17 protein-coding genes are annotated in these 16,016 nt (G+C 48.1%); 10 read left to right on the top strand and 7 right to left on the bottom strand.

What is annotated here, in order from left to right; genetic code table 11:
- Positions 1-13: 13 nt before the first annotated feature.
- The 3 genes from galE to QUF18_RS17295 all read left to right on the top strand — a co-directional run bounded on the left by galE (position 14) and on the right by QUF18_RS17295 (position 3,271).
- On the top strand, positions 14-1,024 hold the full coding sequence (galE, locus tag QUF18_RS17305; protein ID WP_289388522.1) for a UDP-glucose 4-epimerase GalE: 1,011 nt from the start codon (positions 14-16) through the stop codon (positions 1,022-1,024).
- Between the two features lie 252 nt (positions 1,025-1,276).
- Entirely contained in the window at positions 1,277-2,266 is a 990-nt protein-coding gene (locus QUF18_RS17300; RefSeq protein ID WP_289388521.1) for a bile acid:sodium symporter family protein, read from the top strand.
- Between the two features lie 174 nt (positions 2,267-2,440).
- The gene (locus tag QUF18_RS17295; protein ID WP_374807204.1) at positions 2,441-3,271 is read left to right on the top strand and encodes a methyltransferase; all 831 of its coding nucleotides are present in this window, start codon (positions 2,441-2,443) and stop codon (positions 3,269-3,271) included.
- 137 nt (positions 3,272-3,408) lie between these two features.
- Here the strand turns inward: QUF18_RS17295 and QUF18_RS17290 are convergent, their stop codons facing one another.
- Complete coding sequence (locus QUF18_RS17290; RefSeq protein WP_289388520.1) at positions 3,409-3,759, bottom strand: cupin domain-containing protein; 351 nt, start codon at positions 3,757-3,759, stop codon at positions 3,409-3,411.
- A 153-nt stretch (positions 3,760-3,912) separates the two neighbouring features.
- Between QUF18_RS17290 and QUF18_RS17285 the strand changes: the two genes are divergently transcribed.
- Together QUF18_RS17285 and QUF18_RS17280 are read left to right on the top strand one after the other, a co-directional pair.
- A complete protein-coding gene (locus QUF18_RS17285; protein ID WP_289388519.1) occupies positions 3,913-4,980 on the top strand; it encodes a D-alanine--D-alanine ligase family protein in 1,068 nt (355 codons plus the stop codon).
- A gap of 52 nt (positions 4,981-5,032) precedes the next feature.
- Positions 5,033-5,488 (top strand): GFA family protein, encoded by a 456-nt coding sequence (locus QUF18_RS17280; RefSeq protein WP_289388518.1) that lies wholly within the window; start codon positions 5,033-5,035, stop codon positions 5,486-5,488.
- Positions 5,489-5,637: 149 nt separating this feature from the next.
- Here QUF18_RS17280 and QUF18_RS17275 read toward each other — a convergent pair whose 3' ends face one another.
- A complete protein-coding gene (locus tag QUF18_RS17275; RefSeq protein WP_289388517.1) occupies positions 5,638-6,570 on the bottom strand; it encodes a DMT family transporter in 933 nt (310 codons plus the stop codon).
- The gene (locus QUF18_RS17270; RefSeq protein WP_289388516.1) at positions 6,567-7,175 is read right to left on the bottom strand and encodes a TetR/AcrR family transcriptional regulator; all 609 of its coding nucleotides are present in this window, start codon (positions 7,173-7,175) and stop codon (positions 6,567-6,569) included. Before QUF18_RS17270 ends, QUF18_RS17275 begins: the two co-directional genes overlap by 4 nt.
- A 444-nt stretch (positions 7,176-7,619) precedes the next feature.
- On the opposite strand from QUF18_RS17270, the gene QUF18_RS17265 reads away from it, so the two are divergent.
- Entirely contained in the window at positions 7,620-9,044 is a 1,425-nt protein-coding gene (locus QUF18_RS17265) for a GGDEF domain-containing protein (protein ID WP_289388515.1), read from the top strand.
- Position 9,045: 1 nt separating this feature from the next.
- On the opposite strand, the gene QUF18_RS20420 is transcribed toward QUF18_RS17265, so the two are convergent.
- Positions 9,046-9,369, bottom strand: a complete 324-nt coding sequence (locus tag QUF18_RS20420; protein ID WP_353074547.1) for a DUF982 domain-containing protein — start codon at positions 9,367-9,369, stop codon at positions 9,046-9,048.
- Positions 9,370-10,081: 712 nt separating this feature from the next.
- Between QUF18_RS20420 and proV the strand changes: the two genes are divergently transcribed.
- From proV to QUF18_RS17245, 4 genes are all read left to right on the top strand, one after another.
- Positions 10,082-11,287, top strand: a complete 1,206-nt coding sequence (gene proV, locus QUF18_RS17260; RefSeq protein WP_374807203.1) for a glycine betaine/L-proline ABC transporter ATP-binding protein ProV — start codon at positions 10,082-10,084, stop codon at positions 11,285-11,287.
- A 21-nt stretch (positions 11,288-11,308) separates the two neighbouring features.
- The gene (locus QUF18_RS17255) at positions 11,309-12,220 is read left to right on the top strand and encodes an ABC transporter permease (RefSeq protein ID WP_289388513.1); all 912 of its coding nucleotides are present in this window, start codon (positions 11,309-11,311) and stop codon (positions 12,218-12,220) included.
- A 32-nt stretch (positions 12,221-12,252) separates the two neighbouring features.
- On the top strand, positions 12,253-13,119 hold the full coding sequence (locus tag QUF18_RS17250; RefSeq protein ID WP_289388512.1) for a glycine betaine ABC transporter substrate-binding protein: 867 nt from the start codon (positions 12,253-12,255) through the stop codon (positions 13,117-13,119).
- A 369-nt stretch (positions 13,120-13,488) separates the two neighbouring features.
- A complete protein-coding gene (locus QUF18_RS17245) occupies positions 13,489-14,133 on the top strand; it encodes a pentapeptide repeat-containing protein (RefSeq protein WP_289388511.1) in 645 nt (214 codons plus the stop codon).
- Positions 14,134-14,150: 17 nt separating this feature from the next.
- On the opposite strand, the gene QUF18_RS17240 is transcribed toward QUF18_RS17245, so the two are convergent.
- The 3 genes from QUF18_RS17240 to QUF18_RS17230 form a co-directional block, all read right to left on the bottom strand.
- Complete coding sequence (locus QUF18_RS17240; protein WP_289388510.1) at positions 14,151-14,564, bottom strand: hypothetical protein; 414 nt, start codon at positions 14,562-14,564, stop codon at positions 14,151-14,153.
- A 103-nt stretch (positions 14,565-14,667) separates the two neighbouring features.
- Positions 14,668-15,264 (bottom strand): ankyrin repeat domain-containing protein, encoded by a 597-nt coding sequence (locus QUF18_RS17235; RefSeq protein ID WP_353074546.1) that lies wholly within the window; start codon positions 15,262-15,264, stop codon positions 14,668-14,670.
- 155 nt (positions 15,265-15,419) lie between these two features.
- Positions 15,420-15,905 carry a GlcG/HbpS family heme-binding protein gene (locus tag QUF18_RS17230; protein WP_289388509.1) on the bottom strand — a complete coding sequence of 162 codons (486 nt, stop codon included), beginning with the start codon at positions 15,903-15,905 and terminating at the stop codon, positions 15,420-15,422.
- Positions 15,906-16,016 lie beyond the last annotated feature (111 nt).

Raw genomic sequence — 16,016 nt, 5'->3', positions numbered from 1 at the left:
CAGAGAGAATCTGATGACAATTCTGGTAACCGGCGGTGCCGGCTTTATTGGTTCCCATACCTGCGTAAGTCTGCTTGAGGCCGGACATGATGTTGTTGTCGTTGATAATTTCGACAATAGTCAGCCCGGCGTTTTTCAACGTATTGAGCAGATCACCGGCAGAATGCCAAAGCGTGAAACCGGCGATATTCGTGACCGTGAATTTCTCGAAAAAGTTATGCAGACCTATCATTGCACGGCTGTCATTCATTTCGCCGGTCTTAAAGCCGTTGGTGAATCCACGCAGAAGCCGCTGTATTATTATGACTGCAACCTGCTCGGCACTTTGCGCCTGTTGCAGGCCATGCGCAGTTGCAATGTTAAGAAAATTGTCTTTTCTTCATCGGCTACAGTTTATGGTGATCCGCAGCGCTTGCCGCTCGATGAAACCCATCCGCTCTCAGCAACAAATCCTTACGGCCGCACCAAGCTGATGGTCGAAGAAATGCTGCGCGACCTTTATAATAGCGATCCCGAATGGAGCATTGCTATTCTGCGCTATTTCAATCCGGTTGGCGCACATGAAAGCGGTTTGATCGGTGAAGATCCGAAAGGCATTCCGAATAATCTGATGCCAATCATCGCGCAGGTTGCTACCGGACGTCGTGAAAAACTGAGCATCTGGGGCAATGATTACCCAACACCGGACGGCACCGGTGTGCGCGACTATATCCACGTTATGGATCTGGCCGAAGGTCATCTCAAAGCACTGGATAAGCTGAATGAGCCTAAATGCCTGACGGTTAATCTCGGCACGGGTGAGGGCTATAGCGTTCTGGATGTAATCAAGGCATTTGAGCACGTTTCCAATCAGCATATCCGCTATGAAGTTGCTCCGCGCCGCCCTGGTGATATCGCTTCGTGCTACGCCGATCCTGCACATGCAAAAGAAACGCTCGATTGGAGCGCCAAGAAAACACTGCGTGAAATGTGCGCCGATATGTGGAACTGGCAGTCAAAGAATCCAAACGGATATTCTGACTAAATTCGCAGAACACACTTGCTTTGCGTTGTTGCAACAGCGCAAAGCAAATGACAATTATCTCGAAATAAAAACCATGTCAGCATAGTCTCACCGTTGCATGCTTGAAATCCGAGTCTGAAACAGACTGTCTTTTCATCTCAGGCACCAAAGAAAATCATCCGGAAATCTTTGCATTTCAATGGCAATCGGGGCATCCGGCCATGCTTCTTTCGATTTCGGCAATGATTTGATGCAAAAAATGCGATCGGACATATGCGCTTTCTTCCCGATAAATTTATCTCCACCCTTATTCTGGCTATTGTTGTAGCGTCCTTTTTGCCTGTGCAGGGTGAAGCTGCTCACTGGTTCTCGCTGGCAACAAAAGTCGCAATCGGTTTGCTGTTTTTCCTGCATGGCGCCAGATTGTCCCGTCAGGCTGTTGTAAAAGGCATCGTCCATTGGCGCCTGCATCTCATGGTGCTGTCGATCACATTTGCGCTGTTTCCATTGATCGGGGTATCGCTCGGCTGGATCATACCGGGCTTTTCAAACTCGGTGTTTTATGCAGGCATTTTGTTCCTATGCGTTTTGCCTTCTACTGTTCAGTCATCGATTGCTTTTACGGCGATCGCTAAAGGCAATGTGTCCGCAGCGATTGTTTCTGCATCGGCATCCAATATTATCGGAATGTTTCTGACGCCATTGCTGGTTGGCCTGTTATTCGCCAGACAAAATGATGCCGGTGTCTCGCTTGATGCTCTGCTGTCGATCCTGTTGCAATTGCTGGCGCCGTTTATTGCCGGTCAGATCATGCAGCCATGGATTGGAAATTTCATTCGCAAACATAATAAAGCGCTGGGATTAGTTGATCGTGGCTCCATTGTGATGGTGGTCTATCTCGCTTTTAGTGAAGCAATGGTGCAGGGCTTATGGACAGAGGTTTCAGGCCATGACCTGTCCATTATGATTGGCGTTAACGTGGTTTTGCTGGCCTTTATCCTGTGGTTTACGGGCTTTTCAGCTAAAATGCTGGGCTTTTCACGAGAAGACCGAATTACGATTATCTTCTGCGGAACGAAAAAGAGCTTGGCCAGCGGCGCGCCTATGGCAAGCGTGATCTTTCCGGCGGCAATGGTTGGCAGTGTCGTATTACCATTGATGATTTTTCATCAGATTCAGCTGATGGCCTGTGCGGTTCTGGCAAGGCGCTACGCCGCACAAGCATCACTGATTGAAGCGGACAAAGCAGAGCAGGGACTCTGATTATAGAAATGGGAGAGGGGAGCCCCCTATTCCCTTTTTGCCTCTGTTCTCTTTCAGATTGATAAATGCATTGATTTGCGCCAAAGGAACAGCAACTTATTATTTCGTATAGTCTCACGCTAAAGCGTTATACGCTATGGTTATGAATGAGCGTATACACGTTACAGAAAGTTTTTGATTATGTCCGCAAATCCGCAATTTGATGAAGATGCGCTGGAACAGGCCTATAATGAGGCTTTGAGGCTTGAAAAATCAGGCGATTTTGATGGTGCGGCTAAAGCCTACCAAAAGGCTTTAGAAATTGATCCGGACGATCATGGCGGTGCAGCTGTACGCTTAGCGAGCATGGGGCGTGGTGAGGTGCCAAACAAAGCACCTGATGCCTATGTTGCGACTTTGTTCGACCAGCACGCAGAAATGTTCGATACGATCCTCGTTGATGAGCTTGGTTATGATGTACCGCTGCAGCTCGCGGATCATCTGGAAGACCTTAATCCCGATGCACATTATGCCCGCATGCTTGATCTGGGCTGCGGCACAGGGCTTGGCGCTGATGCGCTATTCGAAATGACAGAGCATCGCACAGGCGTTGATATCGCTGAAAACATGATCGCCATTGCTGATGAAAAAGGCGATTATAATGTGCTTTATGTAGGCGAAGTTGTGAACTTCCTTGACCAGACCACAGCGCCGGCCTGGGACATTATTATAGCGACCGATGTACTGCCATATATGGGCGATCTGGCACCGTTTTTCTCAAAACTTCCGCTGAACCTTAATCGTAACGGCATTTTTGCATTTTCGAGCGAAACATTGTCCGACAAGGATTTTGCAGGCCGTGATTATACGGTCGGGCCACATCAGCGTTTTGCACATAAACAGGACTATGTTGAGAAGCTGCTGCTGAGCCACGGTATCAAAATGCTGCGCGTGACAGATATCACAGTGCGTAGTGAACAAGGCAAACCGGTTGCCGGGCATTTATACATTGCTCAAAAGGCATAAGCCTGAATTCAAGTCTTTAAAGGCGGCAGAACATGCATCTGCCGCTTCTCTTTATATAATTTAGTTCCATAATCTATCTTATGTGATTCAGCCGTAAGATGCCGAATTCATCGCAGTTGATGTGTCATACCTGTGAGTTATTCTAAGTTTTCCTGCTCAAACTTATCCGTGACGTGAATATCTGTCATCTCTAAGCATTCAGGTCCAAGATTGATGTATTTATGCGGAATATTGGCTGGCCCGAATATGATCTGTCCCGCTGTAACTTCAAACTTCTCATCACCAACGGTGAATAAAGCGCGTCCCTGACGCACGATGAAAATTTCATCATATGGATGTTTGTGCAGTCGTGGACCATGACCGATTTGATCCGTCGTATAAAACATCACAGATGCATTGGTACCAAAGCGACGGCCCTCAAATTCGCCCTGCCAGACATCAGGCTTTTCAGCCCATACTTTACGCTCAAGAACGACAGGTTTTTTCATTTTTCCTCCCTAGGCGCGCAACATAGCCTTTCTTTACTATAAAAATTCAAAAATCATGCTTTGTTTTATCCAGATGTCCTGCAACTTAATATTGTCGATATTCCGTAAAATGATCTCAAACACGGAGACAATTGTTTAATCAACGGATGGCACATGACCGGAACACAGAAAAAATTACGCGTTGCTTTGCTTTTTGGTGGCCGTTCACCCGAGCATGATGTTTCGGTTCTGTCTGCGACCAATGTGATACAGGCGCTTAATCCTGATAAATATGAAGCCGTGCCGGTTTTTGCGACCCGCGAAGGGCAATGGCTGCTGAGTTCCTATGAGAAGGGACAATTGGCGCAGCCCTCCTCCGGTATTCAGATTTGCCTTTTATCCGGCGGTTACGGGCGTATAGTTGCTCTGGGTCAGCATCAAAAACTATACGAGTTACCAAAGATTGATGCGCTTTTTCCGGTTCTGCATGGGCTGCATGGTGAAGATGGTGCCGTACAGGGTTTAGCAGAAGTCACCTGTGTTCCTCTCGTCGGTTGCGGCATTCTTGGCTCTGCGGCAGCGCTCGATAAAGATATGACAAAGCGCCTGAGCAAAGAAGCTGCTGTGCCAGTTGCACATTCGGTGACAATTCATCAGGGCAATGTGCCGGAATTTCAAGTTTTACAGCAAAAACTCGGACTGCCCTTTTTCGTTAAACCTGCGCGCCAAGGTTCGTCTGTTGGTGTCAGTAAAGTGAGCGCTGAAACCGGCTATCAGGCTGCACTCGACGCCGGTTTCCTGCATGATAAAAAGCTGTTGGCTGAAGAGTTTATTCGCGGCCGTGAAATTGAATGTGCCGTGCTGGAGAATACAGACGGCAGTCTCTTTGTATCGCGTTGTGGTGAGATAACACCGGCAGAAAGTTATGGACTTTACAGCTATGATGCAAAATACATAGATGAGGCTGGTGCGGCGTTAAAAGTACCGGCAGACCTGCCCTCAATCGTTGAAACACAAATACATGAAATGGCCGAGAAGGCATTTCGGGCTGTCGGTTGTGATGCGATGGCGCGCGTAGATTTCTTCGTCACTGAAGATATGCGGATCATCCTCAATGAAATCAATACGATACCAGGATTTACAGATATCAGTATGTATTCCAAAGTTATGGCCGTGAGTGGTGTCAGTTACAGTCAAATTATTGACCGCTTGATAGATCATGGATTGAAACGTGGTAGCTAAAACTGCAAAAGTCCTGTAAAAACAGGGCATTACTTTTAGAAGGATATGGCGGATGAAGATGCCCCGATTACCTTTAAGCGGACAATGCCGTTGCGGAGAAGTCCGAGTTGAAGTGACTGCAGAGCCATTAATGACCGCAGCCTGTCATTGCACCGGTTGCCAATCCATGAGCAGCAGCGCCTTTTCATTAACTGCAATGATCCCTTCATCCGGCTTTAAAGTCACACAAGGTGAGCCGGTTATCGGCGGCTTGCATGGGCCTCAGCAGCATCATTATTTCTGTGCTTATTGCATGACATGGATGTTTACGCGCATTGAAGGTATGGATGCATTCATCAATGTCCGGCCGTCATTGTTTGATGAGCGCAAGTGGTTTGTGCCCTTTATCGAGACGATGACCAAGGAAAAACTGCCTTGGGCGCATACTCCGGCAACGCATAGCTATGAAGGCTTTCCGCCTTTCGAGGACTTCGAAAAGCTGATGACTGAATTTGCAACTGCGCGCTAATATTATCGGCTATGGGCATGTGTTTTGCCCATACCCAAAACTCTGCATTGCGTAGATCGTATTGAGGTCATTCAACTGGCAGGCAGGCTCTTTCGTGAGAAGCGAGGGAAGCGCTTTGAGGATTATCTCAAGACGCTTCCCTCACCGGATTAAAGCGCCTGCTCTTTCTTTGGTGCGGAAAGAATGACAAGGCAGAGTATAACCAGTAATGCGCCAAGCCAGCCTAACGGCGACAGATTTTCACCAACAATCACCACTGCGAGTAAGGCAGCAATAACCGGCTCTGTGAGTGTGACAGTGGTTGCTGTGCTAACAGATATACGCGCCAATGCATAGCCAAACAGCACATAACCGGTAAACATCGGGACGATGGCCATATAGGCACCGACAAGTGCATTGTTCCATGAGATTAGCAAGGCGCCGCCGGTGAACAGCAAAACGGGCATCAGCAATAACCCGCCTGCCCCAAAAATTGAGCCCATAGCAGCTCCGGATGAAATGCCTTTGCACATCAGCCTGTGTGCTACCCAGGCGTAAAGTGCATAGGTCAGCCCACCGACAAGACCTAACAATATGCCTGCTACGGTTGTTCCCGTTGCGGTTGTGGCAGACGCTGCTTCATGCGCGCCACCGCCGAAAAAACAAAGCAGAACAATGCCGCTCAGCCCCAGTGCTGCGCCTGCAATCCATTGCTTACTCAGGGTTTTATGATCGACAGCCCATTCAATCAATGCGGAAAATAGTGGCGCAGAGCCAAGTGTGACGACTGTGCCAATAGTGACACCGGCAAGATACATAGAAGAGTAAAAGGCCAGAGGGTAAACCGCGACAGAAACCGCACCGAAAAACACCAGCAGCCAATGCCGCTGCAATTTGAGCTTGTCACGTTTCAGCGCACGTAAAGCGAGCAGGGCTTGCAGAAGACCGCCTACTCCCATTGCAACAGCACCTATCGCTAAAGGGCCGACTTCCGGTGCAAAGGTAGCGGCAGTGCCGGTGGTGCCCCATAGGAAGGACGCAATTAAAACGCAGATGATGCCAAGACCGACACGATCTGTACGGATAACAGATGTTTCACTCATAAAGCGGCCAGAATGCTTTCTGCAAGGCGTCTTGCGCTAAGAACACGATTGCTGTTGCCTTCAAGACCCGCACGCGAGAACGATCCTTCCAGCAAAAAAGACAGATGTTCGGCGGTTAGAGCCACCCGTTCTGCTGACAAGGCTTCACCAGCCGCATTGCGCCAGTTTTCAAGGGGATCCACCAAAAGGCGCTCGACCTCTTCCTTGTGCCGGCGCACAGCCTCCCTGCCCTCGTCGCCCACAGTCAGCTCTGCGGCGGCATTGAGCAGCCCGCAACCGCGAAAGCCGTTCTCATAGTCAAATTCGGCATGATCCTGATAGGCATCAAACACAGCCAAAATACGATCCGGCACGGTATGCGCCTGTTTTAAGCGGGCCTCATACAGATCGAGCCATTCCTGATGCCGCATTTCAATAAAAGCAGCGACAAGGTCGGATTTTGATGAGAAATTATTATACAGGCTCATTTTCGCAACGCCTGCTTTGGCTGTAATCATATCAATGCCGGTTGCGTTAATCCCGTAATTATAAAACAGGATTCCTGCTGCCTCGAGCAGACGTTCCCGGGCAGAAGCTGTTTTCGGCGCTTTCAAGGTTGCTGGCATGTTTTCTCTTTTTATAATAAATTAGGTAGATCAGTCTATCTATTAAATTTTCAGACAGCAAGAGTGAGCGAAACAAAAAAAATAAGCGAGATTGTGAGAGGTTTATATAAAAACAGTATGATAATCGCAGATTTGAACTTTTATATAAAATATCAATTTAAGTATTTCATTCATTCGTCAGACATTATATTGAGGGCAATAAATGAGGCTTATCCCGGCAGATATTTAATGTAACGCTGGCAGTCTGCATTATGAAATTTTGGATAATTTTTACAGCGGTCGCGAGAATGGCAAGTACCCGTCAATATAGTACAGCAAGATTGATCACAGGGTTTTGATCTTGCTTACATTGAAACAGGTTTACTTGAAATTTAATCGGTGTTGCAGATTTTCTGCCCGAAAATTAGCGCCGCAAAGCATATGAGTGACGGAGACATAACGGTTTTGAACATTCCCCCTCTCACAGCAGAGATAGCCGGTTATGCCGCTCATCAGCCTCCTCTAATGCCTTCAGAATGGGAATGGGTTCAGCTAACCCGTGGCTTGCCTGATAATTTGGCAAAGCTGATGGCAGATTTGATTGAGGCTGATAAAGATCGTCTCGTGCGCGTATTCTACGATCGCCTGCTACAAAACCCTGATGCCAGCCCGTTCCTCTCGCAGGAGGTTGTGCATGATCGTTTACAGCATTCGATGCGTGGCTGGCTTTGCCGCTTATTCGTCGGGCGCACGATGGATGTTGAGGTTTTTGTTGCTGAGCAGCGCAAAATCGGCGAAGTGCATGCGCGTATTCAGGTGCCGATCCATGTGGTGATGCAAGGTGCACGCCTTTTGAAAAATGAAATTATTCTGAAATTGCGCAATCAGGATATTAGTCTCGGGGATTTTGCAATTCTGGCTGGCTATACCAGCAATGCGATCAATATTGCTATTGAGATCATGAGTCAGGCTTTTGTGACCAACACCAAAAGCGATGCCCAGACAGATGAAGCTTATCGTGCCTTTGCGCTCAGTCAGGATGTGACACTGGAGCGCGAAACCCAGCGCGCTGCTTTGATGGAATGGAGTCAGTCGGTACTGTTCAGCCTCTATGGCGCTCGTCAGGATACAGCGCTTCCGCCGCTTGCCAGCTCGGATTTTGGTCTGTGGTTGCATCATAAAGGTGATATGATTTTTCACGGCTCACCGGTACTGGAAAACATCCGCAGTGATATGCGCTATGTCGATAATAGCCTGCTGCCTTCCATTGCCGCTGCAACCGTAAATGCTGATCCTATTCTGACAGATCTCATTGAGAATTTTAAAAACAAGACCGGTGAAATCAAATTTCTGCTGGCTGAACTGTTTCAGGTTGCAGCAGCGATGGAAACCGGACGCGATCCGTTAACCCGCACGCTGAACCGTCGTTTCCTCCCTTCCATTCTGACGCGTGAAGTCAAAATGGCGACACAAAACCGGATGGAACTGAGCGTTATGATGGTCGATATCGACAATTTCAAACGTATCAATGATACCTATGGCCACGGCGGCGGCGATCATATTCTGCAACAAGTGGCAGAAAGCATTTTCACACAATGCCGCGCCAGCGACTTTGTGTTCCGTTATGGCGGGGAAGAGTTTCTTGTGGTGCTGATTGAGGCAAGTGCATCTACGGCCTATGAAACTGCTGAACGCCTGCGTCAGAAAATCTCCGTACAGCAATTCCTGCTGCCGGATGGCGGTGTGCAGAATATCACGTTGTCGATCGGTGTTTCCACTTTCAACGGGCATCCGGACTTCAGCTATATGATTGAAACGGCAGATCAGGCGCTTTACAAAGCCAAGCGCAATGGTCGTAACCGCACAGAAGTCGCGGTTCCTCTTGCCTAATTCAGAGGGGCGTTATCGGTATTTGACTGGTAAAGGATGCTGACAAGCTGACCTCGGAGTGGCCATGCGCAGGTGTGGCCATTTCAAACTTGTATGGAATTTCCGCTTCTTTCAGTGCGGCGATAAATAGTCGTATAATCGTCTCAATATTGGATTGCTTATAAAAATCCTGAGAAAGACTGCAAATGGCTGCTGTATAAGCTGCGCCGTATTTTACCGGCCAATGACATAGCAGGAACATCGATAAATCCGACCATTCGGATATCTTAATGATCCGCCCCTCCTCAGGTTCGGCAACTATAGAAAAGCTCCAGACTCTATTCATATGTTACCTATTGGTGTTTAAGGTAACCTGAATAGTACCTGATTTATAAAATTATAAAAGCATGTATTCGTATTTTAAAATATTATATTCAATCATATATATGATTTAATATTTTTAATTTAATTTGTATTATTATACTTTAATTATCTTTCCAAAATTCACTTCTATTTTAGTAAATTTTAGATCGTTGAACCGGTTTAATCATCCTATTTTCGCTCATTGTCACTGCGAAAAACCGCCTACAAGCTTTACCGGAAGCGCTCAAATAAACAGCTCTTTTGTTCGTTACAGCATGTTTCCTTAAACTTGAAACAGTTTAAGGTAAAAATTGCGCTATAAATATAAAGGCTCGAGCGACGTTTCTGCGCACAAGAGGGCGCGCGGCGCTCTAGAGAATCTCTCACCAAATCTTCCGGTTTTTCCTCCGTATATTGCCTTCTTTTCTTAATGCCCGCCTTGCGTGCATCGTGCTGCAACTACCAGAACAGCAGGCTTTCGGGACGTTTTTTATGCTTCGGGTGGACTTTTTTGAGGTTTTGCGATATATAATTCAAATCTAATTCGATTTATCTGCATTTTTAAGACTATTATTTTTATATGATTATAGTCGTATTTTGCAGGTTTTATGTATCTTAGAATACAAAAGGAGAATAGGTCTGCCGTCATGGCAGGGTTAACTTAATATATGGATATTTATACGAATGAAATAAGTATGGATGAGGCAAAGACAGCGAAACTATCTTTGAAAGATGTTTTTAAAGTCTTTGGCGACAGGCCGGAAAAAGCGATGACCCAACTGCGTTCCGGTAAGAGTAAAACTGAAATTCACAAAGACACAGGCTGCACAATCGGCGTTGACGGTGCCAGCTTTGAAATCATGGATGGCGAGATTTTTGTCATCATGGGTTTGTCCGGCTCCGGCAAATCTACTTTGCTCCGTCTGCTCAACCGGTTGATTGAGCCTACATCCGGCGTAATTGCCGTTGATGGTCGAGACATTACCAAAATGTCAAAACGCGAGCTGATTGATCTTCGCCGCCGCGATATGAGCATGGTGTTTCAGTCATTCGCATTGCTGCCAAACCGTACAGTTCTCAACAATGCAGCCTTCGGACTTGAAGTTGCAGGCATGGCTGAGGCCGAGCGCCATGAGCGCGCAATGAAAGCGCTCACCGCCGTCGGTCTGGAACCCTATGCCCAGAGCATGCCAGAGCAGCTTTCGGGGGGGATGAAACAGCGCGTCGGCCTTGCCCGCGCATTGGCGAATGAACCGACAATCCTGCTGATGGACGAAGCCTTCTCGGCGCTTGATCCTCTCATCCGCACAGAAATGCAGGATGAGCTGATCCGCTTGCAATCAGAAAACAGCCGCACGATCATCTTCGTCAGCCATGACCTTGATGAAGCCATGCGTATCGGCGACCGTATTTGCATTATGCAGCACGGCAAGGTTGTTCAGGTCGGCACACCGGATGAGATTGTCTCTAAACCGGCCAATGATTATGTGCGCTCTTTCTTTAAGAATGTTGATGTCTCGCATGTATTTTCTGCCGGTGATGTGGCGCGTAAAACGCTGCTGACGATTATTGACCGTCAGGGTGTTGCTGCGGCTTCCGCACTGGAGCAGATGGAAACGACCGGTCGTGACATTGCTGTTATTGTCGGCCGAGACCGCAGCTATCACGGCATGATCAGTCAGGACTCTCTGATTGAGAAAGTTAAAAACAAATCGCCGCATCCCTACAGGGAAGCATTTTTGAGCGATATCGTTCCTATCGATGCAAGCGAACCGCTTTCCAACGTGCTTGGACGCGTTGCTGAAAGCCGCTGGCCGGTTCCGGTTGTTGATGAAAAAAACCGATATGTCGGCGCGATTTCTAAGTCGGCATTGCTGGAAACGCTTGACCGCGCCGGTTGAGCTGAAACGATTGGTATAAATATGGATATGAATTTTAGTATCGGCAAAGGTGCCGATATCACAGTAAACTATATTCTCGACCACTTTACACCGGCGCTTGATATGATCGCAGCCGTGATTGGTTTTGTAACCGGTGGTATTCAGGGCGGATTGCTGGCCATTCCACCTGTGGCGGGTATTATCATTCTGGCATTGCTGTCGCTTTGGCGCGTTGGCTGGAAATTTGCGATTTTCACCGCTTTAGCATTAGCGCTTGTTCATCATATGGGGCTGTGGTCCGGTACGATGGAAAGTCTGTCACTGGTATTGGCGGCAACCTTCATTGCGATTGTAGTTGGTATTCCGATGGGTATTGCCATGGCACGCAGTGAAGTGCTGGCGACGATTATTCGTCCCGCACTCGACCTGATGCAGACCATGCCTGCCTTCGTTTATCTCATTCCGGCGGCCATGTTCTTCGGTCTGGGTGCCGTGCCCGGTACTATCGCGACTGTAATTTTTGCGATGCCGCCGGTAGTACGTCTGACCAATCTGGGTATTCGTCAGGTGCATGGTGAGTTCGTTGAGGCCGGTCTGGCTTTTGGTTGTACGTCACGGCAGTTGCTGTTCAAAGTGCAGCTGCCAAATGCTCTGCCTTCCATCATGACCGGTATTAACCAGACAATCATGCTGTCACTTTCGATGGTGGTTATTGCCTCGATGATTGGTGCCGGTGGTTTGGGTAATACAGTTCTCACAGGTATTCAGCGCCTTGATGTCGGCACCGGTTTTGAAGGTGGACTGGCCGTAGTTATTCTGGCTGTGGTTCTTGACCGCATTACCCAGAGCTTCGGCAAACCTCAACCAAGCCTGTTCAAGCGCTTTGCAGCGCTGCGTAAGCAGCCGGAAACCGGCAGCACACAAACACCATCCCTGCGTAAGCAGGAAGCATAATCTGAGAATACAAAAACCTTAAAGGAGAAGATATGTTCGGGAAACTGACACGTCTAAGCCTGGCGGCATTGCTGGCGGGAACCATGGCAACTTCAGCATTTGCTGCAAGCGATGCCAAAGTGGTGAAAATCGGTTGGGCTCCGTGGTCCGATGCTGAGTTTGTCACCAAACTCGCCGCTAAACTTATTCAGGATAATCTGGATCAAAAAGTCGAACTGGTGCAGACCGATGTTGCACCACTTTATCAGGGCGTAAGCCGCGGCGATCTTGATGCCATGCTGATGGCTTGGCTGCCTGCAACACATGCTGATTACTACAAGCGCGTTGAAGGTAAAGTTGAAAATTTGGGCCCACTCTATGAAGGTGCAAAGCTCGGCTGGGTTGTGCCTTCCAGCGTACCTGAAAGCGATATCAAGTCGATTGAAGACCTGAAGAAAGCTGAAATTCACGAGAAACTCAAAGGCCAGATTCAGGGTATCGATCCGGGTGCCGGTCTGACCCGCCTTTCAGAAGAAGCCGTGAAGAAATACGGCCTGAATTACAAGCTGCAAATCTCCAGTGAAGCAGCGATGCTCACAACCGTTGATCGCGCTACCCGCTCTGACGGCTGGTTCGTGGCAACCGCATGGAGCCCGCACTGGATGTTCGGTAAATACAAACTGCGCTATCTGGAAGATCCTGAAGGTGCGCTCGGTGCCGCAGAGCATGTGAATGCCCTCGCCCGTAAAGGCTTTAAGGAAGACAATCCGAAAGTCGCTTCGCTGCTGGAGAAGATGAATATCCCGCTGGCAGACCTCGAAAAAGCGATGTTTGAGGCTCAGGAAACGTCTTATGATAAGGCCGTTGACAAATATATTGCCGACAATCCTGATCGTATTAAAGAATGGCTGGCCGAGTAAAAACGGATAGCTTAAGATTACAACGGCGGTGTGCAAACACCGCCGTTTTTTTTAATTCTGGTCTTTAAAGCATTTCCAGCAAAAGTGCGAAGCGGTTTTGCGTCGGATAATGCGTAAAAACAAATAGTTACAGCGGTTTGAACGATTCAGCTTTAACTTAAACCGCTGTAATAATCATATTTAAAAAGCTGACAGCGCCGCGTGAGAGTGATAAAGCACTGCACAGATCATATAATTTCAAACGAATGAAAGGTGATATCATGAGCTCGATACAGTGGGTTTTCCTTGTTCAGGGAATTATCGCTTTCGGTTTGGCCGGTTGCGTAGCTTTTGCTGTTCTGACCCGTAAGCGCTGACAGCGCTATGCCTGTGACTGATACACTTCTTAGCCAGATTGCTGGTGGCACGCGAAATATCAGCGGTCAACGATTTGACGGTGCGGATTTATCCGGCAGCGATCTGTCCGATTGTGTTTTTACAGATTGCACATTTGTCGGCTGTAATCTCAAAGCTGCGGTTATTACCGATACGCAATTTATTAAATGCCGGCTCAGTGGCGTAAACCTGTCCAATAGTGAAGGCAATGCGGCGCAGTTTCAAAATTGCGATCTGTCCAATACGCTCTGGAACCGCTCCAATCTCAACAGCGCCAAATTCTCACAATCGAAACTGACCGGTGCGGATTTCACCGAGTGCAGCCTGATTGGCACTGATTTTGAAGAATGTTTGCTAGTCGCCGCTTTTCTGCCGCGCGTTTCGTTCCGCAAGAAAACTCTGATCAATATGGATTTCAGCGAGGCTGATCTCAGGGAGTGTGATTTCCGTGAGACCGTGTTTCAAGATTGCCGGATGCGCGGCGCTTCACTGCGTTTGAGCAAATTTAAAGGCGCAGACCTTCGCGGCTGTGACTTGGGTAGCCTCACTTTTCATGATGCAGCAGTGCTCAAAGGCGCGATCATTTCCAAAAGTCAGGCAACAGATATTCTCAGCGGTATCGGCCTGCTGGTGCTGTAAAGCACACACACAATCGCTCATGTAGCAAGATAGGCATAAACTCTGGTGAGCAGCCCCATGGTGCTGAGCAGAGCAAACAAAACTGCTGCCCATCTCCAGCCAGCTGCTTCAGGCGTGCTTAGGGCCTTGCGGACAACAGCCATAAATAATGCGATGTAATAGAGGCTTATCAGGCAAAACCAAACTGCCAGAACCAGACTAAAATAGGTGCTGGGTAGAAACCCTCGCGCCAAAATAAAAAATACGAATGTGACAGGCGCAATAATCAGAGCACTGCCAAGATAACCCAGCCAGAATGTGTCACCGAGAGACAAGCGGCCGGAAAACAGGTCTTTAAACCATTGCAGATGAAAATGACGGCTACGTTCAGCAATGATCGCAGCAATATCCTCTCTCGAGGCATTGTTTTCTGACTGCTGTTGAACCGGCATATTCACTATCCTTAAGGCTGTTACGCGTTGTATCAAAGCCTATTATGGCTATAATTTCCATCGTAACATGAACAGTAAAATTTATTTTACAAACTTATTAGTTTTACTTTTCAAGAACCGCGACAATTTCTGTATAGCCGCGCTTTTTAGCGTGCTGAAGTGCCGTTACGCCGTCATTATCTTTGATGGACAAATCTGCGCCAGCATCTTTCAGCAATTTCACAATTTGCACATGAGCCGGACCACCATCACTCAGGATCACAGCTTCAATTAGCGCTGTCCAGCCGAGGCGGTTGATATGATCCACATCAACACCTGCCTCAATCAGTGTGCGCACTGTCTCTACATGGCCACGCTCGGATGCAGGAATTAAAGCCGTACCGCCAAAACGGTTGGTGCTTTTCAGATCGGCCCCGTGAGACAAGGTTATTTTGAGAATTTCCAGATGACCGCGTGCACCGGCATAAAGATAAGGGCTGTCTTGTATCATATCCTTGGCATTGACATCCGCACCGGCATCAATCAGCACTTTTGCAGCTTCAATCTGATTATTATGCGTTGCCAGCAACAAAGCTGTCTGGCGATGATCATTGCGTGTATCCGCATTCACGCCGTCTTTCAGCAGTTGCTGAATAGTGGCCACATCACCGGACGCTGCCGCCTCAAGCATTTGGCGTTCTTTGCTCGTCGTTTCGGACATGGAAACTCCCGTCATTGTCACTATCAGACCGGCAATAAGCAGAGTGCTTTTCAGGATTTTACGTATTGATAAAAAACGGGACACCACGCTCTCCTTATCGGGATTTCATAATGATTGAACCGCCGTCCTGAAACAACAGAACGACGGTTGATTTATTATTTAAGCTGGTCTTTTACTTTATCCAACGCAGCCACGGCACAGGCTTCATCCAGATGACCACCCGGTGCGCCACCAACGCCGATTGCACCAATGGTTTCGTCACCGATCTTCACCGGCACACCGCCTGCCAAGACGAGAAAGCCCGGAATATTGGCCAGTTCAGCAGCAGTTGGATTTTTCTGAATATTTTCTGCCATCATGCCGGTTGGTGTGCGGGAAGATGCAGAGGTGTAAGCCTTTGCAGTTGCAGCGGCTGGTGTATGGGCGCCGGCATTGTCAGCGCGCAGCAATGTGCGCAGCACACCGGCACGGTCAACAACTGCAACAGAAGCATTGTAACCCTTTGCAGAGCAGGCAGCGATTGTTTCATTGGCAATGTTTACCGCAAGGTTCAGCGGCATGTTTTTTTCTTGCAATACCTGCGCAGATGCAGCAGAGGTCAGTACAAGTGCCGCAGCTCCGGCAAACAAAATGCGTTTCATGATCGTCTCCTGATTGTTGATGAAAGCAACCGGCTTTCTGATTATTAGAGCGCTGATCTGATTGGATCAGATCAGCGCTCTAATCATTTGTTTTAACGCGCATCTTTTCCG

This window comes from Pseudochrobactrum kiredjianiae (assembly GCF_030362795.1).
GTDB lineage: Bacteria > Pseudomonadota > Alphaproteobacteria > Rhizobiales > Rhizobiaceae > Pseudochrobactrum > Pseudochrobactrum kiredjianiae.
The sequence above is the reverse complement of the archived record's forward strand: the minus strand, read 5'-3'. Positions and strand labels throughout refer to the sequence as shown.

Bases quoted from the DNA above. Each gene is read 5' to 3' on its own strand.
- QUF18_RS17235 (WP_353074546.1), bottom strand. From the start codon at position 15,264: ATGTCCGAAACGACGAGCAAAGAACGCCAAATGCTTGAGGCGGCAGCG.
- QUF18_RS17255 (WP_289388513.1), top strand. From the start codon at position 11,309: ATGGATATGAATTTTAGTATCGGCAAAGGTGCCGATATCACAGTAAAC.
- QUF18_RS17270 (WP_289388516.1), bottom strand. From the start codon at position 7,175: ATGCCAGCAACCTTGAAAGCGCCGAAAACAGCTTCTGCCCGGGAACGT.
- QUF18_RS17285 (WP_289388519.1), top strand. From the start codon at position 3,913: ATGACCGGAACACAGAAAAAATTACGCGTTGCTTTGCTTTTTGGTGGC.
- QUF18_RS17280 (WP_289388518.1), top strand. From the start codon at position 5,033: ATGAAGATGCCCCGATTACCTTTAAGCGGACAATGCCGTTGCGGAGAA.
- QUF18_RS17250 (WP_289388512.1), top strand. From the start codon at position 12,253: ATGTTCGGGAAACTGACACGTCTAAGCCTGGCGGCATTGCTGGCGGGA.
- QUF18_RS17240 (WP_289388510.1), bottom strand. From the start codon at position 14,564: ATGCCGGTTCAACAGCAGTCAGAAAACAATGCCTCGAGAGAGGATATT.
- QUF18_RS17300 (WP_289388521.1), top strand. From the start codon at position 1,277: ATGCGCTTTCTTCCCGATAAATTTATCTCCACCCTTATTCTGGCTATT.
- QUF18_RS17290 (WP_289388520.1), bottom strand. From the start codon at position 3,759: ATGAAAAAACCTGTCGTTCTTGAGCGTAAAGTATGGGCTGAAAAGCCT.
- proV (WP_374807203.1), top strand. From the start codon at position 10,082: ATGGATGAGGCAAAGACAGCGAAACTATCTTTGAAAGATGTTTTTAAA.
- QUF18_RS20420 (WP_353074547.1), bottom strand. From the start codon at position 9,369: ATGAATAGAGTCTGGAGCTTTTCTATAGTTGCCGAACCTGAGGAGGGG.
- QUF18_RS17275 (WP_289388517.1), bottom strand. From the start codon at position 6,570: ATGAGTGAAACATCTGTTATCCGTACAGATCGTGTCGGTCTTGGCATC.
- galE (WP_289388522.1), top strand. From the start codon at position 14: ATGACAATTCTGGTAACCGGCGGTGCCGGCTTTATTGGTTCCCATACC.
- QUF18_RS17230 (WP_289388509.1), bottom strand. From the start codon at position 15,905: ATGAAACGCATTTTGTTTGCCGGAGCTGCGGCACTTGTACTGACCTCT.